We start from the raw sequence: 24,434 nt of genomic DNA, 5'->3' as shown, positions 1-24,434 counted from the left end.
AGCTGTATTAACAGAAAAAAATAAAATCGTAAACTGCTGAAGAATTTCTTGGTTAATTCTGAATGAATAAAAATTAACGTCCTATTCAAATCTAAAATCAATGGGCGAATTAGCGTTTGAAATAATTTCTTGATTTTTATTAGCTTGTCTGCGTTGGCTTTGCTCGTTTGGAAAAAAGCAATTTTCGGCTTGCCTCGACCCCGACATAGATAACGCTGCTGTTCTGATGTCATTATTAATTTGTCTAATACTAATAGTAGGATTCGCATTGATTCCGCACCAATAAACAAACAAGCCCGTTGTGAAAGCAACGGGCTTGTTTGTTTATTAGTAAGTAGCGCGACAAACTCAGCATGACCGTTCTTTTTGCGCTATTTGCGCGAATAGCCTACACCACCACGTTCACCATGCGCCCTGGCACCACCACCACTTTCTTGGCTGATTTCCCTTCGCCGAAGCGGGTCAGGAAATCCGATTCCAGCACGGCGGCTTCGATTTCGGCGGGGGTGGCGGTGGCGGCAAACTGGCGCTGGTCGCGCACCTTGCCGTTGATGGCCACGGGGTAGGTCACGTTGGCTTCCACCAGGTATTCCTCGCGGAACTCAGGGTAGGCGGCCTGGCTGATGCTGCCGGGCGCGTGGCCCAGCTCCTCCCACAGCTCCTCGGCGAGGTGGGGGGCGAAGGGCGACAGCAGCACCACCAGCGGCTCCAGAATGGCCCTTTTGCGGGTGCCGAGGGCCGTTAGCTCGTTCACGGCAATCATGAAGGTGCTGACGCTGGTGTTGAAGCTGAACTTCTCCACGTCCTGCGCCACCTTCTGGATGACTTTGTGCAGGGCCTTCCATTCCGGGGGACTCGGGGCCTCGTCGGTCACGGCCAGCGGGCCGTCTTCGGGGTGGAAGAGCCGCCAGAACTTCTTGAGGAAGCTGGCCACGCCGCTGATACCGTTGGTATTCCAGGGCTTGAACTGCTCCAGCGGCCCGAGAAACATTTCGTAGAGGCGCAGCGCATCCGCGCCGTATTGGTCAACTAAAACAGCAGGTTCAACAATATTATACTTGGACTTCGACATCTTTTCGATTTCCGTACCGCAGATGTACGTACCGTCCTCTTCAAGAATAAATTCTGCATCTATTAATTCAGGCCGCCATTTCCTGAAATTTTCGATTTGAAGAATGTCGTTTTTAACAAGTTTTATATCGACGTTCCAAGCTACAACTGCTTTATCATTTTCGCCCCACTCTGACCTTAAAGCAAGGCTTTCATAAATGAAGTCAGGGTGCTTCGGTGCAAAAATCTTCAGTATTCCCTCTAGCTTTTGACTAATATAATCGGGGTCCTTGAGTCTAAAGTCATCATCAAAATAGTGGCGTGAAATATAAACCTCTGGTATAGGAGCCTGACGATTCTTATCGCTTGATGAGTTGCTACGCTTTACTTGAGTAACAGTATGTGCAAGGCGATATACGAAATTAGACCGGCCCAAAATCATCCCCTGATTTATCAGTTTCTGGAACGGCTCGCCGTGCGTAACCAGTCCTAAATCCTTCAAAAACAGGTACCAGAAGCGGGAGTACAATAAGTGGCCGGTGGCGTGCTCGGCCCCGCCCATGTAGAGGTCCACCTGGCCCCAGTATTTTTCGGCTTCCTCCGACACGAAGCGGTCGGCGTTGTGCGGGTCCATGTAGCGCAGGTAGTACCAGCTGGAGCCGGCCCAGCCGGGCATGGTGCTCAGCTCGAAGGGGTACTGGCCCTTGTAGAGCCAGTTTTGGGCGCGGCCCAGGGGCGGCTCGCCGGTTTCGGTGGGCCGGTACTCGTCAATTTCGGGCAGCACCAGCGGCAGGTCGGCTTCGGCCACGCCGTAGGCCGTGCCGTCCTTATAGTAAATCGGAATCGGTTCGCCCCAGTAGCGCTGCCGGCCAAAAATGGCGTCGCGCAGGCGGAAATTCACCTTGCCCTTGCCGAGTTTCTTCTCTTCGAGAAAGGCAATCAGCTTGGCCGTGGCTTCCTTATAGCCGAGGCCGTTGACGATGCCCGAGTTGAGGTAGCGGCCCTCCTTGGTGGGGTCAGCCTGTTGGTCGAGGTCCTTTTGCGCGTCCGAAATGGCCGGGATGGGCAGGTCGAAGTGCTTGGCAAAGAGGTAGTCGCGCTGGTCGCCGCTGGGCACGGCCATCACGGCGCCGGTGCCGTAGCCGGCCAGCACGTAGTCGGCCAGCCAGATGGGCACCGGCTCATCGTTGACCGGATTTAGCCCATACGCGCCCGTAAACACGCCCGAAACGTGCTTCACGTCGGCCATGCGGTCGCGCTCCGAGCGGCGCTTGGTGGCGGCGATGTACTCGTCCACGGCCGCCCGCTGGGCGGGGGTAGTGAGCTGGTCTACCAGCTCGTGCTCCGGGGCCAGCACCAGGAACGTAGCCCCGTAGATGGTATCCACGCGGGTGGTATACACTTTAATATCAGTCCCTTCGTGGTGCTGCACCGGGAAGGTGACTTCGGCCCCGATGCTTTTGCCAATCCAGTTGCGCTGCATCTCCTTCACGGCGTCGGGCCAGTCGAGGGCGTCGAGGCCGGCCAGCAGGCGGTCGGCGTAAGCGGTGATGCGCAGGTTCCACTGCGGCATGAGGCGGCGCTCCACGGGGTAGCCGCCGCGCTCCGAAAGGCCGTCCTTCACCTCATCATTGCTGAGCACCGTGCCCAGGGCGGGGCACCAGTTCACGTAGGTATCCTGCTGGTAGGCAAGGCGGTAGGGAAGCACGGCGGCCAGCTTCTGCCGCTCGGTGTAGCCCTGCCACTGCCCGGCCGTGAAGTCGTGGCGGTCGGCCTCATCGCCGGCGGCGCGGATGCCGGCGCTACCCCCTTCGGCAAACTTGGCCTGCAAGGTGCGGATGGATTCGGCGCAGTTGGTGTCGAGGTTGTACCAGCTATTGAACAGCTTGAGGAAAATCCACTGCGTCCACTTGTAATAGTCGGGGTCTGAAGTCCGCACCTCACGCTCCCAGTCGTAGCTAAAACCCAGCTGCTGAAGCTGCCGGATGTAGGTTTCGATGTTCTTATCCGTGGTCAGGGCCGGGTGCTGGCCGGTCTGGATGGCGTACTGCTCGGCGGGTAGGCCAAACGAGTCAAACCCCATCGGGTGCAGCACGTTATGGCCGCGCAGGCGCTGGTAGCGGGCCACGATATCGGAGGCAATATAGCCCAGCGGGTGCCCCACGTGCAGCCCCGCCCCAGAGGGGTAGGGGAACATATCGAGCACGTAGTATTTGGGCTTGCTGGAGTCGTTGTCGGCGCGGAAGGTATTATGCTGCTGCCAGTGGTCTTGCCACTTCTTTTCGAGGTCTTGCGGGCGGTAGGCGGGCATTTTCTTGGCTGGTTGAATCGGGCAAAGGTAAGTAGATGGGTAGCGCGGACTTTGTGAGTCCGCGCTACTTTTGCTGCGTTGTGCGGTAGTCTCCCGCCGCCACGGCATCGCTTTTCGGCTTCGGCCAAAACGAGCGAAGCCCGTGGCTGGCCGGCCACGGGCTTCGAAGTGGGTGTTTTTCTTCTCCTAACTCTCGAAACTCATGGAGAAAAAACCAAACAGCGGCGGTGATTACGTAGTAATCACCGTCAGGCTCCCGATTAAGCTGCTCGCGCGGCTTAGCCGGTGGTTGCTGGTAGCGGGCAGCATGTACGTGCTGCTGCGCCACAAACCAACAGCCGGCGGGGAGGGTTCGCGCCCTTCCCGCTTGGAGGTGATACTAGGTTCAGCCGCCGGGAGTTACGCAAAGATGCAACATTTTTAGCGAAAAAAATTGACGGCGTTGGGGGCGCAGGCAGGCGTAAATTTGAGCCTCTAAGCTGAATCCGTGGCCCGCATCCCCAAAGAAACCGTTGACCAGATTATCCACACCGCCGACATTCTGGAGGTGGTGGGCGACTACGTGGCCCTCAAGCGCAAGGGCCAGAATTACTGGGCCTGCTGCCCGTTTCACAACGAAAAGTCGCCCTCGTTCTCGGTCAATCCGAGCAAAGGCTTATACAAGTGCTTCGGCTGCGGCAAGGCGGGCGGCATCATCCAGTTCGTGATGGACATCGAGGGCAGCTCCTACCCCGAAGCCCTGCGCGCATTGGCCAAAAAGTACGGGGTAGGGGTGCCCGAAGAGGAGGAGCGCACCCCCGAAGAGCAGCTGGCCCAGAACGAGCGCGATTCGCAGTACATCGTATCTAACTGGGCGAAAGACCACTACCACAAGCTGTTGCAAGATACCGAGGAGGGTATGAGCATCGGCTACGCCTACCTGCGCGAGCGCGGCCTGAAGCTGAACACCATCCAGACCTTCGAGCTGGGCTACTCGCTCGACCAGTGGGACGACCTACTGAAGGCCGGCGAGAAAGCCGGCTACCAGCTCAAATACCTGGAGAAAACCGGCCTCGTCATCAAGCGCGAGGACGACCAGGGCCAGGATACCGGCCGGCGCTACGACCGCTTCCGGGGCCGCGTCATGTTCCCGATTCACAACGTGAGCGGCCGGGTGGTGGGCTTCGGGGCGCGCACGCTGAAGCGCGACGATAAGATGGCGAAGTACCTCAACTCGCCCGAATCAGAGATTTACCACAAGTCGGACGTGCTCTACGGGCTGTTTCAGGCGCGGCAGCCCATCCGGCAGGAGGAGCTGTGCTACCTCGTGGAGGGCTACCTCGACGTGCTGAGCCTGCACCAGGGCGGCATTAAAAACGTGGTGGCCTCGTCGGGTACCTCGCTCACGGAAGGTCAAATCCGGCTCATCAAGCGGTATGCCGATAACGTGACGGTGCTCTACGACGGCGACGCGGCGGGCATCAAGGCCAGCCTGCGCGGCATTGATTTACTGCTCGAAGGCGGCCTGAACGTGCGCGTGGTGCTCTTCCCCGACGGCGACGACCCCGACAGCTACATTCGCAAAGTGGGCGACCAGCGCTTCGCCGAGTACATCGAGGGCCAAAGCCAGGACTTTATCGCCTTCAAAACCACCCTCGTGGCCCGCGAGGCCAGCCAGGACCCGGTGAAAAAGGCCGAGGCCATCCGCGAGGTGCTGCAAAGCATCGCCAAAGTGCCCGACGGCCTCAAGCGCCAGGTGTTTTTGCAGCAAACAGCCAGCGTGTTCGGCTTTGAGGAGCAGGTGATTATCACCGAGTATAATAAGCTGCTCAAAACGGGTAGTCCGGCCAAGGCCCGGCCCGAGGAGGGGGGTAGGGGCTCCGGCCCCAGCGCCGCATCCGGCCCTACCCCCCCCGCCGCGGCCAGCCGCCCCCTCACGCCCGAGGAGGAGATTGAAATGGCCATGTACGGGGCCACCCACGGCTCGGAGGCGGAGAAATCCCAACTTGCCGGCCCCACCACCGACCCTGATGCGCTGGACCACCCGCTCGACGTGCTGCAACAGTGCGAGCAGGCCGTGCTACGCCTGCTGGTGCTTTATGGCCCCCACGAGGTGCAGCCCGAGGTGACGGTGGCGCATTATTTATTGAGCCAGCTGGACGGCACGCCGCTGCGCACGCCGCTCTACGCCCAGCTATGGGCCGAATGCCGCGAGGGGTTTTTGCAAGGCCAGCTACCCGACCTGCGCCTGCTGGCCCACCACGAGGACGCGCCCATCCGCAACTTGCTGGCCGACTTTGCCACCGAGCGCTACGACCTCAGCCCCAACTGGCGCATTAAGGATATTTACGTGCCTACTGAATTGAACCTCATTCAATTAGCCTGCGATAATGCCATCCTGCGCCTCAACAAGTGCCACGTGCAGCGCGAGCGCCAGCAGTGCCTGGCCCAGCTCAACGACCCGCGCCTCGATGAGAATGAGAAGCTGAACGCGCTGCTGCGCTATAATGAGCTAACCAAGCTGGATAATCAGCTAGCGCAACTATTGGGGACGGTGGTGGCGCGCAATGCGTGAGGGGAGGGCCGATTAGAGATTTAGGGTTGATTTTCAGTGACTTTCGCGTAGTTTCGGCGCTTCACTTACCCAGCCACCCATCCCCTCTAAAACACATGGTACCGACCTTTCACACGCCAGGGGTGTATAGCGAGGAAATTTCTGGATTTCCGCCCTCGATAGCGTCCGTGGCAACCGCTGTTCCGGCCTTCATTGGGTACACGCAGCAGGCCCAGAAGCTCATTGCCAACGATTTGCACCTGCTGCCGACTCGCATCAAGTCGCTGCTGGAATATGAGCAGCTGTTTGGCGGGCCGCAGCCCGAAACTGGCCTCACCGTCACCATCCGGGAGCAACAGGATGCGGCCGGACACCCACTGGCGCTGAGCGCGGCGGCTAGCCTGGCGGTGGCCGACCGTTCACGGTACTTGCTGCACTACGCTTTGCAGCTATACTTCGGCAATGGGGGCGGCCCGTGCTACCTGGTGTCGGTGGGCGCGTACCAAGCGCTGGGTACTGCCTTGGTAGCCAGCGAGCTGGTAGCGGGACTGCAAGCAGTGCGGGCGTTCGATGAGCCCACGCTGCTGGTATTCCCGGAGGCGCAGCTTCTCGCGGATATTGCCGACTTTAAGTTGCTGCACGACCTAGCCCTGGCGCAGTGCGCGCAGCTACAGGACCGGTTTGTGGTGCTGGACGTGCACGGCGGCGACGTGTCGCTGCTCAACCCGGAGGCTAGCTTGCTGACTGCCATTGGCAATTTTCGGGCGCACGGCGTGGGCACCGAGAACCTGAGCTACGGCGCGGCCTACGCACCCAACCTGGATACCGCGCTGCCCTTTTTGGTGGACGAAAACCAGACCGACGTGCAGTATTTTCTCCACACCAACGCGGCCGTTACGACCAAGCTTAGTGCGCTGGCCAGCAGCAATCCCCCACGGTATCAACAGGCCCTTACTGCTATCCGTGGCCTGCCTTGCCGGCTGCCGCCCAGCGCCGCCCTGGCGGGCATTTACGCCGCCGTTGATAGCCAGCAGGGCGTATGGAAAGCGCCCGCTAACGTGGCCATCAACTACGTTACCAAGCTGACCCACGCCCTGACCGATGCCGAGCTGACCAAGCTGACCGTGGACGCGGCGAGCGGTAAGTCGGTGAATGCCATCCGGGCCTTCGCGGGCAAGGGCACGCTAGTGTGGGGCGCGCGCACCCTGGCCGGCAACGACAATGAGTGGCGCTACGTGAGCGTGCGGCGGCTGTTCCTGTTTGTGAGAGAGTCGGTTCAGAAAGGCATCGCGTCCTTCGGGTTCGCGCCCAACGATGCCGCTACCTGGATGCGGGTGCAGGCCACGGTTGAGAATTTCCTGAACCTGCTTTGGCGGCAGGGCGCTTTGCAGGGCGCGAAGCCCGCGCAGGCTTTCTACGTGGTGGTGGGGCTGGGTAAAACCATGACGGCCGCCGACATCCTGGCGGGCCGCCTGGTGGTTGAAATGGGCCTGGCGGCCGTGCGGCCCGCCGAATTCAGTATCATCCGGATTATTCTGCCCCAAGCGGCCTTCTGACCGGGGACGGGGCGGGGTTGTCGGCCGGAGCGCAGTACTTTTCGGATTGAAAGCCGGTGGACCCGTGCGGCGTAAGCTTGCCCATTGGTTTTACCCCCGCCCAAGTACCGCCCTGGTTTAATGCTTAAGCAGCTCAATCTTACCCGCCTGTGGCTGGCGCTGGCCCTGCTGGTCCTCAGCTTCACGGTGGGGGTAGGGGGCTTCATGGTGCTGGAGCATTTCTCCTTTCTCGATGCCTTCTACATGACGGTGATAACCGCCTCCACGGTCGGTTTTGGAGAAGTGCATCCGCTGTCGGACGCAGGGCGGTTGTTCACTTCGTTTTATATTTTGTTCAACCTGTTGGTGGTGGCCTACCTCGTGTCGGTGCTTACGACCTACATTTTTGACGGCGAATTGCGCCACCTTTTTCGCATGATTCGCACCGACCAGGAAATCAAGAGCTTTCGCAATCACGTCATTGTCTGCGGTTTCGGGCGCAACGGCTACAAGGCTTACGACGAGCTGCGCCACAGCGGTACCCGCGCCGTGGTGGTGGAGCAAAACCAGGCCCTGCTGGTTGCCGCCAACGACCGCCTGGCCCGCGACCAGCAGATTCCGGCCGTCTTCGGCGACGCTACCCTCGATAATACCCTGCGCCAAGCCGGTATTGAGCACGCCCGCGCCATTATCACGGCCTTACCCAAAGACGCCGACAACGTGTTTGTGGCCCTCTCGGCCCGCGAGCTGAACCCGCACATTACTATCATTGCCCGTGCCAGCGCCCGCAGCAGCGTGAGCAAGCTGCTCTCGGCGGGAGCCAGCTCGGTAGTGCTGCCCGACGAAATCGGCGGCTCGCACATGGCCAACCTCGTCATCCGGCCCGAAGTCATCCGGTTTCTAGACATGATTTCGGGCCTCGACCCCAACAAGCTGCGCCTTGAAGAATTATCCTTCGGCGAGCTGCGCCCCAGCCTGCGCGGCCAGAGCATCCGGGAGCTGGACGTGCGCTCGCGCACCGGGGCCACGGTCATCGCCCTGCGCCGCGGCGAAGGTGGTGAGCTCGAAGTGAGCCCCGCCGCCGACTACCGCCCCGCCGCCGGCGATGTGCTCCTGGTACTCGGCAACGAGGAGCAGATTCAAGCCATTCATCAACAATATAAGTAGTTAGTAATTATTAATGAACAGTGAGCGATTAGAGAACGGAGCAGATAATTGCTCACTGTTCTTTGCTCATTGCTTAGTACCTCCCATGCACATCCTGCAAGTCAGCCCGCGCATTCCCTACCCCCTGCACGATGGGGGCGCGATTGGCATCTACAACATCACGGCGGGGCTGCTGCGGGCGGGGCATCGCGTCACGATGCTGGCCATTAACACCCCCAAACACCATCAGCCGGCCGACGTGCTGGCGCATTTGGGGCCGAATTTCCGGCTCGTGACGGTGGACGTGGATACCACCGCTCGGCCGCTGAAGGCGTTGTGGAATCTGCTGTTTTCTCGCCGGCCCTACAACATCGCGCGGTTTATTAATTCGGATGTCATCGGCGTGCTAGTGCCGTTAATTCAGACCGAAAGCTTCGACGTTATCCAGTACGAGGGCACCTACGTGGCGTGGTATCACGAATGGCTGGACTCGGAGGATTTAACTCCTGAAAGAGCCGTGAGCATACTGCGGGCACATAATATCGAGTACGTTATCTGGGAGCGACTGGCGCAGGGTGAGAAAAATTTAGCGAAGCGTCAATACCTGAACCAGCTAGCTGCCCGGCTGCGCCGCTTTGAGAAAGAATACCTGTGGTGTTTCGATGGGGTAGCAGCCATTACGAAGGAAGACATCGTGCGCCTCCGAGAGCTAGGCTGCCCCGAACCGATTGCCCTCGTGCCTGCCGCCGTGGAGATGGCCAGCTTCCAGCCCGACCCTAGCATTAAGCCCCAGCCGCGCACCATTTTTATGATTGGCTCCCTGAACTGGCTGCCCAATCTGGAGGGACTGGAATGGCTGCTGCGCGAGGTGTGGCCCGCCCTGCACGCCGAGCTGCCCGACCTAGAATTGCACGTGGCCGGCGTGGCTCCGCCCGCCCACCTGCTGGTGCCGCGGCACGACAACGTGTTCATCCACGGCTTCGTGGAGTCGGCCGCCGCCTTCATGCGGCAGTACGAGTTGATGCTGGTGCCGCTGCTGAGCGGCGGCGGGATGCGCGTCAAAATCATCGAAGGTATGGCTCTGGGCAAAGGCATTCTGAGCACCAGCATCGGGGCCGAGGGCATTGAGGTGCGGGACGGGCACGACATCATCCGGCGCGATGGGGCCGCCGCCTGGCAGCAAACCCTGCGTGACTACTACCACGACCGCTTGCCGGTGGCTGCCATCGGCGGCACCGCCGCCATTACCGCCGCCGCGGTCTACGCCAACGACCGCGTGACGGAGCGTTTCGAGGCGCTGTACGCGCGAGTGGGGGCCGGCCGGGCCGTTCAGGCGGGGTAAGCGATGAAGTAGTAGTTGAGCCGCTGCTCAAACTCGCGCACCAGCTCAGCGCGGCTCAGCGCCGGTTGTCCGGCCAGCCAGCGCGCCATCGTGGAGATGCTGAGGCCGATGGCGGGGGCCGTCAGCAGGTCGTATACCTGCTCGGGGCGGGTGCCGTAGTGGTCCGAGCCGCCGATGCCGTGCTCAAAAATAATGACCGGCCGGCTGGCCGCCAGTAGCCTCTGCGCGCCTTCCAGCACTTGCAGCTCGCCGCCTTCCACGTCAATTTTTAGCAGGTCTACGAGGGTGCCGGGGGGTAGCACGTCGTCGAGCCGCGCCCGCCGCACCGTAATGAGCGTGTCTTCCTCGTGGGCCCGGTCGTAGGTGCGCTTCACGAAGCCGCTGTACGCCGGGTTGCTCACCACATAGTTGAAAGAAACCTCGCCGGGGGTGGCTCCCAGCCCCAGCTGGTAGAAGTGGCAGTTGGGCCGGCTGGCAAAATTGACCGTTAATTGCTGATAAAGTACCGGAATGGGCTCGAAGCCAAAATGCTGGCCCTGGGGCGCGTAGCGCAACATTTGCAGCAGCACCTCGCCCTTGTGGCAGCCCACGTCTACGCAGCTGGAGCGCGGGCGCAGCACCCGCCGCAGCACTTGCTGCGTCTGGCGGTCGTAGCGCTGGTTTTGGGTAAAGGCAATGGGTAGGCTTTTGATTATTTTCTTGAGAAACTCTTTCATTACAAACACCTCGCAGGGGGCAGTTGGCTTCAAAGGTATAGCAAGAGCGTGTAGGGTACGCCTTAGCTAGTCGTGAATGGGGTAGGGTAGGGTTTAGGCTGCCGTTGGCGGTTTACTGCTCCTTCTCCTGGCAGGCTAAAGCGTACTCCGCACTCCCAATTATCTTTGCGCCCGCATGAAACTGCTGGTGCTGCTCTCCCGCTTTCCCTACCCCCTCGACAAAGGCGACAAGCTTCGGGCCTTTCACCAGCTGCGCTACCTGGCCGGGCGGGGCCACGAAATTTGCCTGCTGGCCCTCAGCGATGAGCCTGTGCCGGCCGCCGCGCTGGCGGCCGTGCGGCCGCTGTGCCGGGGTGGGCTGCACCTGCACTACCTGGGCCGGCTATGCCGGGGTAGGGGCCTGGCGCGGGCGCTGGCCACCACCGGGTGGCCGTTGCAGGTGGGCTATTTCTACGAAGAAAAAGCGCAGCGCCTGGTCGATAAGCTGCTGGCCGAGTTTCGGCCGCAGCACGTGTACTGCCAGCTTATCCGCATGGCCGAATACCTGCGCCCCCACGCCGGCCGCTACCCGATGACGCTCGATTATATGGACGTGTTTTCGGCGGGCATGGCGCGGCGGGCGGCCACCGCCCCGGCCTGGCAGCGCCCCGTGCTGGCCCTGGAGGCCCGTCGCCTGGCCGCCTATGAGGCAGCGGCCTTCGACTGGTTCGGGCACCACACCATTATTAGTGAGCAGGACCAGCAACTCATTCAACATATTCAGAAAGAAGTAATTACCGTTGTGCCCAACGGCATTGACTTCACCTGTTTTCAGCCCCGGCCGGAGGCCGAAAAAACCTGCGACTTGCTCTTTTGCGGCAATATGGGTTACTACCCCAACGTGGATGCCGCCTGCTGGCTGGCCGAAGAAATCCTGCCCCTGGTGCGCCAGCGCCAGCCTCAGACCCGGCTGCTGCTGGCTGGCACCACGCCCAGCCCCAAAGTGCGGGCCCTGGCTACCCGGCCGGGGGTAGCGGTGAGCGGCTGGCTGCCCGACATCCGCACTGCCTACGCTGGGGCGCGGGTGTTCGTGGCCCCCATGCGGGTGGGCACGGGCCTGCAAAACAAGCTGCTGGAGGCGATGGCCATGCAGCTGCCCTGCGTGACTACCCCCCTGGCCCACAACGCCCTGGGTGGCGCGCCCGGCCGCCACCTGCTGGTGGCCGAGGGCGCGCCCGCCCTGGCCGAAGCGCTGGCCGGCCTGCTGGCCGATGCGCCCGCCGCCGCCCGCCTGGCCGCCGCCGGTCGCACCTTTGTGGAAGAAACCTACGACTGGGCCGCCGCCACGGCGCGCCTGGAGAACTTGTTTCGGGATAATTGTTAAAGCTTATTGAACCCCATCCATCATTGCGAACGCCACGAAGTGGAGCGCGGCAGTCTTTCCTTGTCGTCCCTATCGCGGAGTTAGTAATCCTGCACGTGGAGGAAGGATTGCCGCGCTCCACTTCGTGGCGCTCGCAATGACAACGACTTACTATTAGTATTATGCTTGACTCCATCGAATCCGCCATTGAGGACATTCGCACCGGCAAGGTCATTATCGTCGTGGACGATGAGGACCGCGAAAATGAGGGCGACTTTATCTGTGCCGCCCGCTCGGCCACGCCCGAGGTCATCAACTTTATGGCCACCCACGGGCGCGGGCTGGTATGCGCGCCCCTCACCGCCGAGCGTTGCGACGAGCTGGGCCTCGACCTGATGGTGGGCCGCAACACGGCCCTGCACGCTACGCCCTTCACCGTGTCGGTTGATTTATTGACCAACGGCGTGACCACCGGCATCTCGGCCTCCGACCGCTCCAAGACCATCCTGGCCCTCATCGACCCCGCCACTAAGCCCGAGGACCTGGGCAAGCCGGGCCACATTTTTCCGCTCAAAGCGCGCAAGGAAGGCGTGCTGCGCCGCGCCGGCCACACCGAGGCGGCCGTGGACCTGGCCCGCCTAGCGGGCTTCGAGCCGGCCGGCGTGCTGGTCGAAATTCTCAAGGAAGACGGCGAGATGGCCCGCCTGCCCGACCTGCGCAAAGTGGCCGAGCAGTGGGGCCTGAAGCTGATTTCGGTGCAGGACCTCATCAAGTATCGCCTGGCCCAGGAGAGCCTCATCCAGCGCGAAATCACGGTGAAGCTGCCTACCGCGCACGGCGATTTCGACCTCTATGCCTACACCCAGCGCTCGAACGGCGCCCAGCACCTGGCCCTGGTGAAGGGCGATGTCTCCGGCCCCGAGCCGGTGCTGGTACGTGTGCACAGCTCGTGCGTGACCGGCGACATCTTCGGCTCGTGCCGCTGCGACTGCGGCCCCCAGCTGCACCAGGCAATGGAGCAGATTGAGCGCGAAGGCCGCGGCGTCATCGTCTACATGAACCAGGAGGGTAGGGGCATTGGTCTCCTTAATAAGCTGAAAGCCTACAAGCTGCAGGAGGCCGGCCGCGATACCGTGCAGGCCAACGAGGACCTGGGCTTCCGGGGCGATGAGCGCGACTACGGTGTGGGCGCGGCTATTATCCGTGACCTGGGCATCCGGCAGATGCGCCTGCTCACCAACAACCCCAAGAAGCGCACCGGCCTGCTCGCCTACGGCTTGGAAGTGGTCGAAACCGTGCCCATCGAAATCACCCCCAACCAGCATAATCAGTCGTATTTAACGACGAAGCGCGACAAAATGGGGCATGATATCTTGCAAGCGATGAAGCCAACGGGAAAAGCTGGTGAAGCGGCGTAGGGTAGCTGCTCATAACCTGCCTTTTATAGGCTAGCTACTCGTCTATTCAGCGGGATGTGCTACGACCCTGAGAGCGGGCACTTCGTGGAAAGCTAGTGAGCTGGCTGCGGCAGTCGATGCTGCCAGCGGGGGCGTGGCTAGTGAGAACGCGGCTACTCGGCAGCCGCGCCGAACTGTTTGGGCGCTCGGCTGCGTATAAAAAGCGAAGTTTATCAAGTTTGCCACCCGTATGCTTGCCCATCAGCCGCTATATCGAATTATCTACCATAGCCTGGCTACGGGTGCCGGCCTGCCGCCGGAAGAGCTGGCCGGCCTGCTGCGCAAGGCCCGCGCTTACAACCAGCACTGCCGCCTGACGGGCCTGCTGCTCTACGCCGCCGATACCAAGGAATTTGTGCAAGTGCTGGAGGGCCCGCGCGATGAAATCAATGCGCTTTACGAGCGCATCGCGCGTGACCCGCGCCACAAGCACGCCTTCGTGTTGCACGAGGGCGAGGCGGCGAGCCGCATGTTTCCCGATTGGCGGATGGGCTTTGCCCTGGCTGCCGCCCAGGACCTCCGCACCACTACCGGCTATTTCCCACTGGTGCCGGAGCCCGGCTACGCCCTTCCGCCCGGCCTGGTCGTGCACGCTCCCGAGCAGCTACGCCGCTTCCTGGCCGATTTTACTACCCCCCTGGCCACGGACGAGTAGCCGATACGGGTGCTGGCCCGCCCCGCACCCTACTGAATTTTCCCCAGCCAGCGTTGCACCGGGTAGCGGCGGTAGCCCGCCTCGGCGTAGGGCGAGTGCTGGTACACCCATTCCAGCTGGGCGGGGCCGCTGGCGGCCAGCGCCGGGTCGGCTTTTTTGGCGGCATCCAGCTGCTGGCGCACGACGGGGTTTTGGGTCAGAAACTCGGCGGCCAGGTCCTCAAACACGTAGTCGGAGTAGTGTTCTTTCTGCTGCAAGATGCTGTCGAAAAAGCCCCAGGCGAAGAACGAGTCGGTGGCCTGCGGTTCTAGGGCTTCCACGAGGTAGCGGCGGGCGGGACCCTGCTCGGCCAGCACGGCCAGCCAGGTGCCGGGGGGTAGGGTGCTGAGTGGAGCGGTAAGCGGTAAGAGCTTGACCTGACTGTGCAGGTAGTGGCCTTCGTAGGGCTTGGCAACTGTTTTGTAGTCTTCAATGCTGTATGTTTCGGCGGGGCCAGTGAGGGGCGCGGTTAGCTGGCGCAGCACCACGCCGTTGCGCCGCAGGTTGTCCAGCACCTCGCCCCAGGCGGCTGGAATGGCGTAGGCCACCGGCGCGGCGGCGCGGGCCATGGCGTGGGCCGCGTCGTAGAAGGGCACCGGGCGCTGGTAGGGCCGCTGGCGGTCGTAGTAGAGGCGCGGCTGGCTGCTCACGGCGCTGGGCCGGTGCCCGGCCTCGTAGCCCCGAAACTCGACCGTGCCGCTGGGCTGCTCGTTGAGCGCCCAGGCCAGCGGAAACTCAGTTTGGGTGGCTAGCGCCTGGTCGGCGGCGGCGCGGGCGGCGAGCAGGGCGAGGGCCTGAGTAGCGGTAGTTTCGAGGTAGGTCAGCAGCAGGTCGTAGGTGGCCCGCACGCGCGGTCCGAACGCCTTCAGCATGTGCGTTTCGGGCATAAAGCCGAGGCCGTTGAACAGCGCCGCGTAGCCGGTGGAATAGCGCGGGCTTTCCAGAAAAGCGCGCAGGCCGCTCTCCGGCGTTTCGCCTTCGAAGTCCACGTACGGCGTCATGGCCCACTTTTTCCGGGCCATGCCGACATAGAGGGCGGGTAGCAGCTTCTCCCGCAGGTACGGCCCCAGCACTGGTCCCAGCTTGTCGGCCTGCGTCGGAATGAGCGTCATCGTGTATTGATAATCAGCGCCGTTGGAGGTGTGGGTATCCACAAAAATCTCGGGCCGCCACTTCCCAAATAACTCCGCGAACGAGCGCGCATTGCGCGAGTCCTGCTTCACGAAATCACGGTTCAAATCGAGGTGGCGCGCATTGCCCCGGAAGCCATATTCACGCGGGCCGTTCTGATTCGCGCGGGTAGTAGAGTTGCGGTTCAGCATCCCGCCGATGTTGTAAACGGGCACGATAACTACCGTCACCTGCCGCAGCAGGGGTAGGCGCTTTTTATCGCTTAGCAGGTCGCGGGCCAGCAGCATGCTGGCGTCAATGCCCTCGGGCTCGCCGGGGTGAATGCCGTTTTGGATGAATAAAACGGGCCGGCCTAGCGCCCGGCTGGCGGCTGGCTCAAAGGTGCCATCGGCCGAGAGCACGACTTCGGTCAGCGGCTCGCCGCTGTCGGTGGGGCCGGCCTCGCGCAGCCGCACAGTGGCGGGGTAGGCAGCGGCCAGCGCTTTATAAAAAGCCATACACTCGGCGTAGGTGGTCGTAGTGTTGTGTTGCGGGTCGCGCTCAAAAGGGGTGGTGAGCAGCGGGGGGGTAGGGGCGGGGGACATGAGCGCGGCGGCGAGCAAAAGCGAGGCGAAGAACATGGGCGCGAAGGTACCTTTGGGGGTGTTCGCGCCAGTTGTCATGGCGAGCGAAGCGCGGCCATGATAACTGGCGCGAACGATTTTTCCCATTGACCTTCCCCATGCCAACCCGTCCCCTCATCCTAGTTTCCAACGACGACAGCCTCATTGCCCCCGGCATCGCGCACCTGGTGCGCCTTATGCGCGAGCTAGACGCGGAAATCGTGGTGGTGGCCCCCGCCAGCCCGCAGTCGGGCATGGGCCACGCCATTACCATCGGCCACCCGCTGCGGCTGGATAAGTCGGCTATTTTTGGCGAAGACGTGGCCGCCTACGCCTGCACCGGCACCCCGGCCGACTGCGTGAAAATTGCCAAGCACTATTTGCTGAAAGACCGCCGGCCCGACCTCGTGGTGTCGGGCATCAACCACGGCTCCAACTCCTCGGTGAACGTGCTGTACTCGGGCACCATGTCGGCGGCCATCGAGGCGGCCATCGAGGGGCTGCCGGCCATCGGCTTTTCGCTTTGCGAGTATGGCGACGCCGCCGATTTTTCGCACGTCGGCCCCTGGGTGCTGGACATTTGCCGGCAGGCGCTGGCCCACGGCATTCCGGCCGGCACGGCCCTGAACGTGAACATTCCCAAGCACGCCAGCGGCCCCATCCAGGGTATCCGGCTGGCCCGCCAGGCCCGCGCCAAGTGGCAGGAAACCTTTGAGCAGCGCCATGACCCCTACAAACGCCCCTATTACTGGCTACTGGGTGAGTTTTTGAACCAGGACCGCGGCCACGACACCGACGAAGCCGCCCTGGCTGAAAACTACGTGTCGATAGTACCCTGCCAATTTGACCTCACCAACTACCAGGCCCTCACTGAACTAGCTGAAGCCTGGCAGCTGCCCCTACCCCCCGCCGGCCCCGGCATTGCCCCACCCCAGCCCATCGCTAATCAGGATTACGGACCAGCGAATTAGCGGGGTAGAGGGCGGGGCCTGCCCCCGCCCGTCGTTGAACGATGCCAAAGCGAGACGTGCAACGGCGGGCGGGGACAAGCCTCGTCCCCTGCTTCTAATCACTATTCAACCAGCCCTTGCGCCAGAAATAATACACCTGGCCCAGCACGATTAGCAGCAGCGCGCCGAGCAAAATGGGGTAGCCCAGCGGCTCGTATAGCTCGGGCATGTTGAGGGGCAGCACGTGGCCGTGGGCGTCTTCGTGCTGAAAATTCATGCCGTAGAGGCCCACCACGAAGCTGAGCGGGATGAAGATAGAGCTGATGATAGTCAGTACCTTCATCACCTCGTTCATGCGGTTGCTCTGGTCCGAAAGGAAGAGGTCAGTGAGCGAGGAGATGTTGTCGCGGTAGCTCTCAGCCAGGTCCAGGGCCTGGATGGCGTGGTCGTAAGCATCACGGTAGTAGACTTTTATTTCCTCGGGCACCACTTCTTCGGGCAGGCGCAGAATTTCCGACATCTTGTCGCGCTCCGGGTACACGAGGCGGCGAAAGCGCACCACGTCCTTCTTGATGCGCAGGATGCGGCTCAGCAGCCGGCGCTCGCGCTGGGTGTTGAAGATGCTGCTCTCCAGCTCCTCAATATAGTCGCCGATGGCGGCCATCGTGGGGTAGTAGTGGTCGAGCACCACGTCGGTGAGGGCGTAGGCGAGGTAGCCCACGGGCTTGCGCCGCAGCTGGCTGAAATTGGCCCGGATGCGGTTGCGCAATACATCCAGGCAGTCGTCGTAGGTATCCTGAAACGTGAGCACGTAATTCGGCCCGGTGAAGATGGAGAGCTGGTCGTCGCTCACCGTGAGCTGGGCCGTAAACTCGGTCATGCGCGACACCAGAAACAGCCGGTTGTCGTCAAACACCTCCACCTTGGCCCGCTGGTAGTCGCCGAGCACGTCCTCCATCTGGAGCGGGTGCAGGCCGAACTCCTGCATGAGATTTTCCATCAGCGGCAGGTCGCCGTAGCCGCGCACGTCTACCCAATGTTTCAATTCGGGGTGAGCGCGCAGGTAGGCCAATAGCTCCTCGTAGCGGTCAGAGTATTCGCCTTCCTCGCAGCTGTGCTCGTCATAGGAAAGCAAAAACAAGCGTGGCTTGAGCGCCCCCGGCTGCACGTGCAGCGTGCCGGGGCGCTGGCCCACCTGCTGGTAGAGGGCCTGGCGGCGGGCCTCCCGGTCGGGGTCGGGGGGTAGGGCATTGCCGCGGCCGGGCGCGGGAAGGGCAGCGGGTGGGGGGGTAGGAAACGCGCTGGCGGAACTCATGAAAAGCAACGACTAAAAACGAAAATGACCGCAAGGTGCGGCAAAAATAGAAATGCGGCCGGCGGCTGCCGTACTTTGCCGGCGGGTCGCCCCGCCCCTTTTTTTTCGCTAATTCTTTCCCGAGCTTGCCCGTTGATTCTGCTTTGCCGCCCGGCTGGGACGTATACGTAGCCGCCACCCCGGCTGGCCAGCCCCCAGCCGCGCCCCGGCTGCCGCTGGCTTTTGAGCCGTTTTTATACTTGCAGCCCGCCCACCAGGCGTTGCAGCGGCAGCCGGGCCCGGTGCTGGCGTTTTTTCTGGAAGATGCCGCCGCCGGCCGCACGGTAGCTCAATTTTACGTGGTGCCCGATGCCCAAGGGCCCGGCCTGGCCCGCTCCCCTGGGCAAGCCAGCTTTGGGGGCGTGCAGCTGGCCGCGGGCCTGCCCGTGGCCGCCCTGCACCCGTTGCTGGCCGAGGCCGAGGCTACCCTGCGCCGCTACGGCCAGCGCCGGCTCGAAGTGCGCGGCTACGCCTTCTGCTACGACCCCGCTGGGGCGGCTACCCTGGCCGAAGCCCTGCGCCAGCGCGGCTACGAAGTAGTGCTGGCCGAGGAGAATTACCACCTTGATACCCAGCGCGACTACGAAGCCCACCTGCACCGCTCCGAGCGCCATTACCTGCGTAAGTGCCAGCGTGCGGGTTTTGTGCTGGAGCAGGAGCCGCCGCTGCTGCTACCCCTGGCCTACGACTTCCTGGCGGCGTGCCGCCGCGAGCGCGGGCGGTCCTTGTCGTTGCCATTGGCGCGGGTACAAGAGCTGTTCAACAGCTTCCCGCGCCAGCACCTGTTGCTATCGGTGCGCGAGCCGTCGGGCGATTGGGCGGGAGTAGTCATCGCCATTGTGGCCAGCCAGCGGGTGCTATACGACTTTTATCTCGCTACCCCATTGCGCCTCAATAAGCTGAGCCCGGCGGTGATGCTACGTGCCGGATTGCACGATTTTGCTCGTACTAATGGCCTGGCCGTAGTGGACCTGGGCATTTCGACGCTGCATGGGCGCGAGCCGCACGTTTCGCTGCTCAACTTTAAGCGCCACCTGGGCGGCCTGGCCGGCTTAAAGCTAACCTGGCAGAAGCCGCTTTAGGTAACGTACCGCTTTCTCACTTTTTTTTAGCTGCTCCCTGTTCAAGCTCCGCCTACCCCTGGCCCGAGAAGATACCGCCCACCTGCGCTCGTTTGTGCGCGGGGCCGCTGGCACGGGGGTGGCGGTGGGCGCGCGGGCCGCCGGGGCCTTGCTGCTGAATAAGCTGGTAGCCCTCTACGGCGGGCCCGGCGGCCTCACGCAGCTGGCGCAGTTTCAGAACCTGATGGCTCTGTTTGGGGCCCTGCCCGCCGATGGCGTGCAGGTTGGGGCCACCACGTATCTGGCTCCCCTGCGCCCTGGCACGGCGCGCTACCGCCTCTACCTGGGGGCTGCGCTGTGGCTCACGGCTGGGCTGGTGGTGGTGGCCGGCGCGCTGCTGGGGGGGCTGGGCGGCGCGGCGTGGCCGGTGGGCCGCACCGTGGCTTTTACGGTAGCAATGGGGCTCGTAACGGGGCAGGCCCTGCTGGGTGCGGCCCTGCTGGCGGCCGGCCGGCGCGGGGCCTACGTAGCCCTGGCCACGGTGCTGAGTGCCGCCGGGGTGCTGGCCGCGGGTAGCCTGCTGGCGCTGGGGCGGCCCATGAGCCAGGTGCTGCTCGGCTACGTGGGCGGGCAAGCCCTGTCGGCGGGGGTAGGACTACTGCTGGCGCGGCGGGCCGGGCTGCTGCGCGGCGGGCCGGCGGCCCGGCCCAGCCGCGCGGCCGTGCGCGCCCTGAGCCGGTTTCTGTTGATGGCGCTGGGCGGGCTGCTGTTTGACCGAACCATAGACTATGCGGTGCGGGCCTACCTGATTGCGCACTTTGTACCGGCCGCCACCGACCAATGGCAGGCCGTGGCCAAGCTCTCGGATAACTATACGCTGGTGGTAGGGGCCGTGCTAAGCACGGTATTTTTTCCGCGCCTGGCGGCGCTGGCTCCGCACCCGGCCGAGCAGCGTCGCTACGTGGGTACGGTAGCCGCGCTGCTCGCCGTAGGCCTAGCGCTGGGTTTGGGGTTGGTGTATGGGCTGCGGCGCGAGGTGCTGGCGCTGTTGTTTGCGCCGCGCCTGGCGGCGGCGGCCTCGCTCATGGCCCCGCAGCTGCTCGGCGACTGGGCCAAGCTGGTGAGTTGGGTGTTTCTGTACGTGCTGCTGGTACGGGCCCGCCCTGGGCCTTACCTGGCCTGGCAAGCCTTTGCCGCCGTGCTCTACGTGGGCCTGGTGGTGGGGCTGCTACCCGCGCGCGGCCTGCCGGGGCTGGTGCTGGCCCACGCGGCTCACCACGGCGTGCTGCTGGTGCTGTGCCTGGGTTGGTTTTGGCGTCCGTATTTTCGACCTTCAAAAAAGCGCCGTTGACCAGCCTCGCTCCGCCGCCTCTCGTCACCATCGTGGCCCTGTGCCACAACCATGCGCCGTTTCTGCGGGCGGCCCTGGATTCCATTCTGGCCCAGGACTACCCCCGCCTGGAAGTCTGGCTCGTGGATGATGCCAGCCACGACGGGAGCCCGGCCATCCTGCGCGAATACGCCCTGGCCCAGGCTGGCTGGCACCTGCTGCTGCTGCCCGCCAACGTGGGCAACTGCCGGGCTTTCAACCTGGCGTTTTTTCAAAGCCAAGGCGAATTTGTGGTTGATTTTGCCACCGATGATGAGCTGTTGCCCCAGCGCCTGAGCCAGCAGGTGGCGCTGTTTCAGGCCCTACCCCCCACTTACGGCGTGGTGTATTCCAACTGTGAGCTGGTGACCGAAGCCGGCCAGCCGCTGCGCCTGCACCAGCGCCCCGACCCGCGCCACCCCGGCCAGCTGCTGCCGCGCCCGGCCAGCGGCTGGGTCTTTGCCGATGTGCTGGGGCGCTACTTCATCAGCCCGCCTACCGTGCTCATGCGGCGCGCTACCCTGCTGGCCCTGGGCGGCTACGACGAAAGCCTGAGCTACGAGGACTTTGACTTCTGGGTACGGGCCAGCCGCGACTGGCAGTTTTACTACCAGGATGCCGTGACGACCCGCAAGCGCCTGCATCCGCGCAGCAAAAGCGCGCAGACAACCTTTTACCGCGACCCCTACCTGGCCTCGACCATCCAGGTGTGCCGCAAGGCCCTGGCCCTGTGCCGCACCGCGCCCGAGTTGGCCGCCCTGCGCGTGCGCCTGCGCTACGAGCTGCGCCACGCCCTACCCCGCCGCCGCCTGTCCGAAGCGCGCGAGCTGGCCCAGCTCCTCGCCCAAACTCACCCGCCCGGCCTGCCCGACCGCCTGCTGGCGCTGCTGCGCTACTGGCCGGCGCGTGCGTTGCTGGCCGGCTCGCGCTCGTAGTCGGCCTCGTCGTATTCCTGCGAGGCCAGGCACAGCAGCACCGCGCCGGCCCCAAACTGCACCTCGCGCCACGAGCCGGCCGGCACGTACAGCGCCTGGCTGGCCTGGCTTAGTTCAAACGTGTGGCGGGCGAAGCCGGGGCATTCCACCGTGATGCGCAGCGTGCCGCTCAGCGCCATAAACACCTGCTCCAGCGTGCGGTGCGTGTGGCGGCCCCGCACTTGCCCGGCGGGCACGTCCGTTATCCAGTAAGCGCGCCGCACGGCGAAGGGTAGGGTCGTCGCCTCGGCCACCGTGAGCCAGCCCTCGGCGGCCGCGCCGTGGGTAGGCAGCGAAAAAAGGTAAGGAAGCGTCATGCAGCGAAACTAGCCGGCAAAGATAGGGTTTTTGGTTGCAGCCATTGGTCCTGGCCGCGCGGCGCGCGCCATGATGAGCTTTTCAATCAGAGACCCTTATAACTGGCTGACTTCTACGCGGCGGTTGCGGGCATCGGGGGAGGGGTAGAGGGGGCGCGTATCGCCGTAACCCACGGTTTCGAGGCGGTCGGCGGCGATGCCGACGCGCACCAGGTAGGCCTTCACGGCGGCGGCGCGCTGCTCGCTAAGTACTTGGTTTTTATCAGATTCGCCCACGCGGTCGGTATGGCCGGCTATGCGCAGGCGCAGCGCGGGCCGCGCGCGCAGGGCAGCCGCCAGCTGGTCGAGGGCCGGGCTGGCTTCGGGCAGCAATTCGGGTTTGCCCAGCTTAAACAGCACCGTGGGCAGCACCACCGGCGCGGCCGAAATGACCGGCGCGCTGGTCAAGGGGTCCTTCAGCGTATCGGGGGGGGTAGGGACCACAGGCGGGACACTGACTACTGGCGGCGCGGGCCGCGCCGGGCGGCCCGGCTTAGCCCCGCTTACCTGAATGGTAATGGGCACGGCCGCGCTTTCTACCGAGGGGTAGTAACCCTGAGTGATATAAAAAGTAGTGGCCTTGCTGAGTTTAGTGCGGTAGATATTGCCGGTGGCCACGGGCTGTTTCAGCTCGGCATCGGCAAACCAGTGCACGTCGCGGCCCGATACGCGCAGATTGGTGGCCGCGCCCGCCGGCACCGTAGCGGCCGACTTGAGCCTGACGCGGTAGAGCGTGAAGTCGCCCGTGTCGCAGTCGTTTACGGGGTCGTAGGTGGCGTGGCCGGTCAGCTTTTCCAGCGCCGGGTCGTAGGTAAAGGCGATGCTGCCATCGCACCAGTAGCTGAGGGGCGAGCCACCCGTCTCATTAAGCTTGCGCACGTGGTCGAGCCGCAGCCGCGTGCCCGTGCGCGTGCCCTGCATCTGGAACGTGACCGATACCTCGGGCTGGCCGCCCACTTCCTGGTACAGCACACCGAAAAGGGCGGTGCCCTTGCCGGCCTGCACCCGCAGCACCGCCGGCCAGTAGCGCGGGTCGCCCTTCTCGGCTTCCACGCCCTGCCAGGTGCCGGCCAGGCTCTGGGCCGATGCCCGTAGGGGCCCAGCCAGCAGCCCAGCCACGGCCAGGCCATACCAAACGCTGAGTTTCATGGGTCTAAACTAGTAGCCGCCCGATTATTTCGCCGCCGCCGCCATTTGCTGCCCGGCCCCGGCGCGCTCGGCTACCTTGACTGTCAATGCTATTAACTACTCGTTATCATATACTTTTATGAATGGTAGCTGCCTAAATTCGTGAAGGTAGCGCGCCGGGTGGGGTAGGGCGTTACTAGGCAGTGCACGACCGGGCCCCGGCCGTGGCTTCCCTACCCCAGAAAAGCCATGTCCTCGGTACTCAGCTCAATGTCAGCGGCTTGCAAATTCTCGCGCAGGTGTGCCAGCGACGATGTGCCCGGTATCGGCAGCAGCATAGGCGACTTGTGCAGCAGCCAGGCAATGTTGAGCTGAGCCTCCGATACGCCGCGCCGCTTGGCTAGCTCGGCCATTTTATCGCCGGCTTTGGGCAGGCCATGAACGAGCGAGAAAAACGGCACCAGCGGAATGCCGTGCTGCTCGCACAGGGCCAGTACCTCTTCACCACCGTGGGTTTCGCCGTGGGCCTCGCGCAGGGTGGTGCGTTGGGCGTAGCCGTACATATTCTCGACGGTCGCAATCTCGCCCAGTTTAAGGCCGGCTTCCAGCTCCTCGGGGCTCACGTTGCTCAGGCCCACGTGCTGGATTTTACCTTCCTTTTGCATCTCAAACATGGCTCCGAGCTGCTCGGCCAGCGGTACTCCGCCGTGGCCCATCAGCCGCAGGTGCACCAGCTGCACTTGCTCTTGCTTGAGCGTGCGCAGGTTGTTTTCGATGCTTGTGCGCAGGTTGGCGGGCGTGTTGAAGGGCACCCAGCTGGCATCGGGCCGGCGGGTGGCACCCACCTTCGTGCAGATAACTAAATTGGCGGGGTAGGGATGCAGTGCTTCGAAAATCAGGCGGTTGGTCACGTCGTCGCCGTAATAATCGGCCGTATCCAGAAACGTTACGCCACTTTTGACGGCGGTTTTCAAAATATCGAGCGCTTGGGGGCGGTCGGCCGGCTCGCCCCAAATCTGGGGGCCGGTGAGGCGCATGGTGCCGTAGCCCAGGCGGTTGACAGTGAGCGGCTGGGCCGATTGGGGCGCGATGGTGAGCGTCATGGGGGGTAGGGCTGGTAGAATAATCAGCCTAGTAACCCCCGAAGCCGGCGCGGGGTTGCGCCGGCCAGCCGCGGCCGCTTCCAGACTGCCGCCGCCTTTATCCCAGTTGCAGCACCGAATACGGGTTTCGTTCAGTATTAACGAGCAGTATGGCAGGGTCACCTGCACGGTATGCACGCGCTCTATCATACCGCGGAGCTTAGCGCACCATCCGTGCCGTGATACAATTTGAGACGATTCGAGACGATAGCCTCCCCGCCCCCGCGCCCCCCACCGCCGC

18 protein-coding genes are annotated in these 24,434 nt (G+C 63.1%); 11 read left to right on the top strand and 7 right to left on the bottom strand.

The window, feature by feature from the left end; all coding sequences use genetic code 11:
- Nucleotides 1-388: 388 nt before the first annotated feature.
- A complete protein-coding gene (locus LC531_RS22835; RefSeq protein ID WP_269808157.1) occupies nt 389-3,361 on the bottom strand; it encodes a class I tRNA ligase family protein in 2,973 nt (990 codons plus the stop codon).
- A gap of 487 nt (nt 3,362-3,848) precedes the next feature.
- Here LC531_RS22835 and dnaG point away from each other — a divergent pair, with 487 nt between their 5' ends.
- From dnaG to LC531_RS08510, 4 genes are all read left to right on the top strand, one after another.
- Nucleotides 3,849-5,915 carry a DNA primase gene (dnaG, locus tag LC531_RS08525; RefSeq protein WP_223649881.1) on the top strand — a complete coding sequence of 689 codons (2,067 nt, stop codon included), beginning with the start codon at nt 3,849-3,851 and terminating at the stop codon, nt 5,913-5,915.
- A 167-nt stretch (nt 5,916-6,082) separates the two neighbouring features.
- The gene (locus LC531_RS08520) at nt 6,083-7,450 is read left to right on the top strand and encodes a phage tail sheath family protein (RefSeq protein WP_223649880.1); all 1,368 of its coding nucleotides are present in this window, start codon (nt 6,083-6,085) and stop codon (nt 7,448-7,450) included.
- Between the two features lie 120 nt (nt 7,451-7,570).
- Nucleotides 7,571-8,596, top strand: a complete 1,026-nt coding sequence (locus LC531_RS08515; RefSeq protein WP_223649879.1) for a potassium channel family protein — start codon at nt 7,571-7,573, stop codon at nt 8,594-8,596.
- 85 nt (nt 8,597-8,681) lie between these two features.
- Nucleotides 8,682-9,917, top strand: coding sequence for a glycosyltransferase family 4 protein (locus LC531_RS08510; protein ID WP_223649878.1), 1,236 nt, complete (start codon nt 8,682-8,684; stop codon nt 9,915-9,917).
- Here LC531_RS08510 and LC531_RS08505 read toward each other — a convergent pair.
- Nucleotides 9,905-10,666: an FkbM family methyltransferase gene (locus LC531_RS08505; RefSeq protein WP_223649877.1), complete on the bottom strand. Its 762-nt coding sequence runs from the start codon at nt 10,664-10,666 to the stop codon at nt 9,905-9,907. The two genes, LC531_RS08510 and LC531_RS08505, sit on opposite strands and share 13 nt — an antisense overlap.
- Before the next feature lie 142 nt (nt 10,667-10,808).
- On the opposite strand from LC531_RS08505, the gene LC531_RS08500 reads away from it, so the two are divergent.
- The 3 genes from LC531_RS08500 to LC531_RS08490 all read left to right on the top strand — a co-directional run bounded on the left by LC531_RS08500 (nt 10,809) and on the right by LC531_RS08490 (nt 14,087).
- Nucleotides 10,809-11,996 carry a glycosyltransferase gene (locus tag LC531_RS08500; RefSeq protein WP_223649876.1) on the top strand — a complete coding sequence of 396 codons (1,188 nt, stop codon included), beginning with the start codon at nt 10,809-10,811 and terminating at the stop codon, nt 11,994-11,996.
- 161 nt (nt 11,997-12,157) lie between these two features.
- Nucleotides 12,158-13,393, top strand: a complete 1,236-nt coding sequence (locus LC531_RS08495; protein ID WP_223649875.1) for a bifunctional 3,4-dihydroxy-2-butanone-4-phosphate synthase/GTP cyclohydrolase II — start codon at nt 12,158-12,160, stop codon at nt 13,391-13,393.
- Between the two features lie 229 nt (nt 13,394-13,622).
- Nucleotides 13,623-14,087, top strand: coding sequence for a BLUF domain-containing protein (locus LC531_RS08490; protein ID WP_223649874.1), 465 nt, complete (start codon nt 13,623-13,625; stop codon nt 14,085-14,087).
- 29 nt (nt 14,088-14,116) lie between these two features.
- Here the strand turns inward: LC531_RS08490 and LC531_RS08485 are convergent, their stop codons facing one another.
- Complete coding sequence (locus LC531_RS08485) at nt 14,117-15,919, bottom strand: M14 family zinc carboxypeptidase (RefSeq protein WP_223649873.1); 1,803 nt, start codon at nt 15,917-15,919, stop codon at nt 14,117-14,119.
- 59 nt (nt 15,920-15,978) lie between these two features.
- On the opposite strand from LC531_RS08485, the gene surE reads away from it, so the two are divergent.
- Nucleotides 15,979-16,830 (top strand): 5'/3'-nucleotidase SurE, encoded by an 852-nt coding sequence (gene surE, locus LC531_RS08480; RefSeq protein ID WP_223649872.1) that lies wholly within the window; start codon nt 15,979-15,981, stop codon nt 16,828-16,830.
- A gap of 94 nt (nt 16,831-16,924) precedes the next feature.
- Here the strand turns inward: surE and corA are convergent, their stop codons facing one another.
- The gene (gene corA / locus LC531_RS08475; RefSeq protein WP_223649871.1) at nt 16,925-18,124 is read right to left on the bottom strand and encodes a magnesium/cobalt transporter CorA; all 1,200 of its coding nucleotides are present in this window, start codon (nt 18,122-18,124) and stop codon (nt 16,925-16,927) included.
- Nucleotides 18,125-18,249: 125 nt separating this feature from the next.
- Between corA and LC531_RS08470 the strand changes: the two genes are divergently transcribed.
- The 3 genes from LC531_RS08470 (at nt 18,250) to LC531_RS08460 (ending at nt 21,528) form a co-directional block, all read left to right on the top strand.
- Complete coding sequence (locus LC531_RS08470; RefSeq protein ID WP_223649870.1) at nt 18,250-19,245, top strand: hypothetical protein; 996 nt, start codon at nt 18,250-18,252, stop codon at nt 19,243-19,245.
- 94 nt (nt 19,246-19,339) lie between these two features.
- The gene (locus tag LC531_RS08465; RefSeq protein ID WP_223649869.1) at nt 19,340-20,575 is read left to right on the top strand and encodes an MATE family efflux transporter; all 1,236 of its coding nucleotides are present in this window, start codon (nt 19,340-19,342) and stop codon (nt 20,573-20,575) included.
- Entirely contained in the window at nt 20,572-21,528 is a 957-nt protein-coding gene (locus tag LC531_RS08460; protein ID WP_223649868.1) for a glycosyltransferase family A protein, read from the top strand. The genes LC531_RS08465 and LC531_RS08460 overlap by 4 nt, the downstream gene beginning before the upstream one ends.
- On the opposite strand, the gene LC531_RS08455 is transcribed toward LC531_RS08460, so the two are convergent.
- The 3 genes from LC531_RS08455 to LC531_RS08445 all read right to left on the bottom strand — a co-directional run bounded on the left by LC531_RS08455 (nt 21,486) and on the right by LC531_RS08445 (nt 24,343).
- Nucleotides 21,486-21,884 carry a sugar 3,4-ketoisomerase gene (locus LC531_RS08455; protein ID WP_223649867.1) on the bottom strand — a complete coding sequence of 133 codons (399 nt, stop codon included), beginning with the start codon at nt 21,882-21,884 and terminating at the stop codon, nt 21,486-21,488. The genes LC531_RS08460 and LC531_RS08455 overlap by 43 nt on opposite strands.
- Before the next feature lie 96 nt (nt 21,885-21,980).
- Complete coding sequence (locus LC531_RS08450; protein WP_223649866.1) at nt 21,981-23,072, bottom strand: OmpA family protein; 1,092 nt, start codon at nt 23,070-23,072, stop codon at nt 21,981-21,983.
- Between the two features lie 212 nt (nt 23,073-23,284).
- A complete protein-coding gene (locus tag LC531_RS08445) occupies nt 23,285-24,343 on the bottom strand; it encodes an aldo/keto reductase (RefSeq protein ID WP_223649865.1) in 1,059 nt (352 codons plus the stop codon).
- Nucleotides 24,344-24,434 lie beyond the last annotated feature (91 nt).

Source organism: Hymenobacter psoromatis (genome assembly GCF_020012125.1).
GTDB classification, from domain to species: domain Bacteria; phylum Bacteroidota; class Bacteroidia; order Cytophagales; family Hymenobacteraceae; genus Hymenobacter; species Hymenobacter psoromatis.
Note: the sequence above shows the minus strand (reverse complement) of the source record. Positions and strands in the feature narration are given on the sequence as shown.

Bases quoted from the DNA above. Each gene is read 5' to 3' on its own strand.
- LC531_RS22835 (WP_269808157.1), bottom strand. From the start codon at position 3,361: ATGCCCGCCTACCGCCCGCAAGACCTCGAAAAGAAGTGGCAAGACCAC.
- LC531_RS08515 (WP_223649879.1), top strand. From the start codon at position 7,571: ATGCTTAAGCAGCTCAATCTTACCCGCCTGTGGCTGGCGCTGGCCCTG.
- LC531_RS08510 (WP_223649878.1), top strand. From the start codon at position 8,682: ATGCACATCCTGCAAGTCAGCCCGCGCATTCCCTACCCCCTGCACGAT.
- LC531_RS08500 (WP_223649876.1), top strand. From the start codon at position 10,809: ATGAAACTGCTGGTGCTGCTCTCCCGCTTTCCCTACCCCCTCGACAAA.
- LC531_RS08495 (WP_223649875.1), top strand. From the start codon at position 12,158: ATGCTTGACTCCATCGAATCCGCCATTGAGGACATTCGCACCGGCAAG.
- LC531_RS08490 (WP_223649874.1), top strand. From the start codon at position 13,623: ATGCTTGCCCATCAGCCGCTATATCGAATTATCTACCATAGCCTGGCT.
- LC531_RS08485 (WP_223649873.1), bottom strand. From the start codon at position 15,919: ATGACAACTGGCGCGAACACCCCCAAAGGTACCTTCGCGCCCATGTTC.
- surE (WP_223649872.1), top strand. From the start codon at position 15,979: ATGCCAACCCGTCCCCTCATCCTAGTTTCCAACGACGACAGCCTCATT.
- corA (WP_223649871.1), bottom strand. From the start codon at position 18,124: ATGAGTTCCGCCAGCGCGTTTCCTACCCCCCCACCCGCTGCCCTTCCC.
- LC531_RS08455 (WP_223649867.1), bottom strand. From the start codon at position 21,884: ATGACGCTTCCTTACCTTTTTTCGCTGCCTACCCACGGCGCGGCCGCC.
- LC531_RS08450 (WP_223649866.1), bottom strand. From the start codon at position 23,072: ATGAAACTCAGCGTTTGGTATGGCCTGGCCGTGGCTGGGCTGCTGGCT.
- LC531_RS08445 (WP_223649865.1), bottom strand. From the start codon at position 24,343: ATGATAGAGCGCGTGCATACCGTGCAGGTGACCCTGCCATACTGCTCG.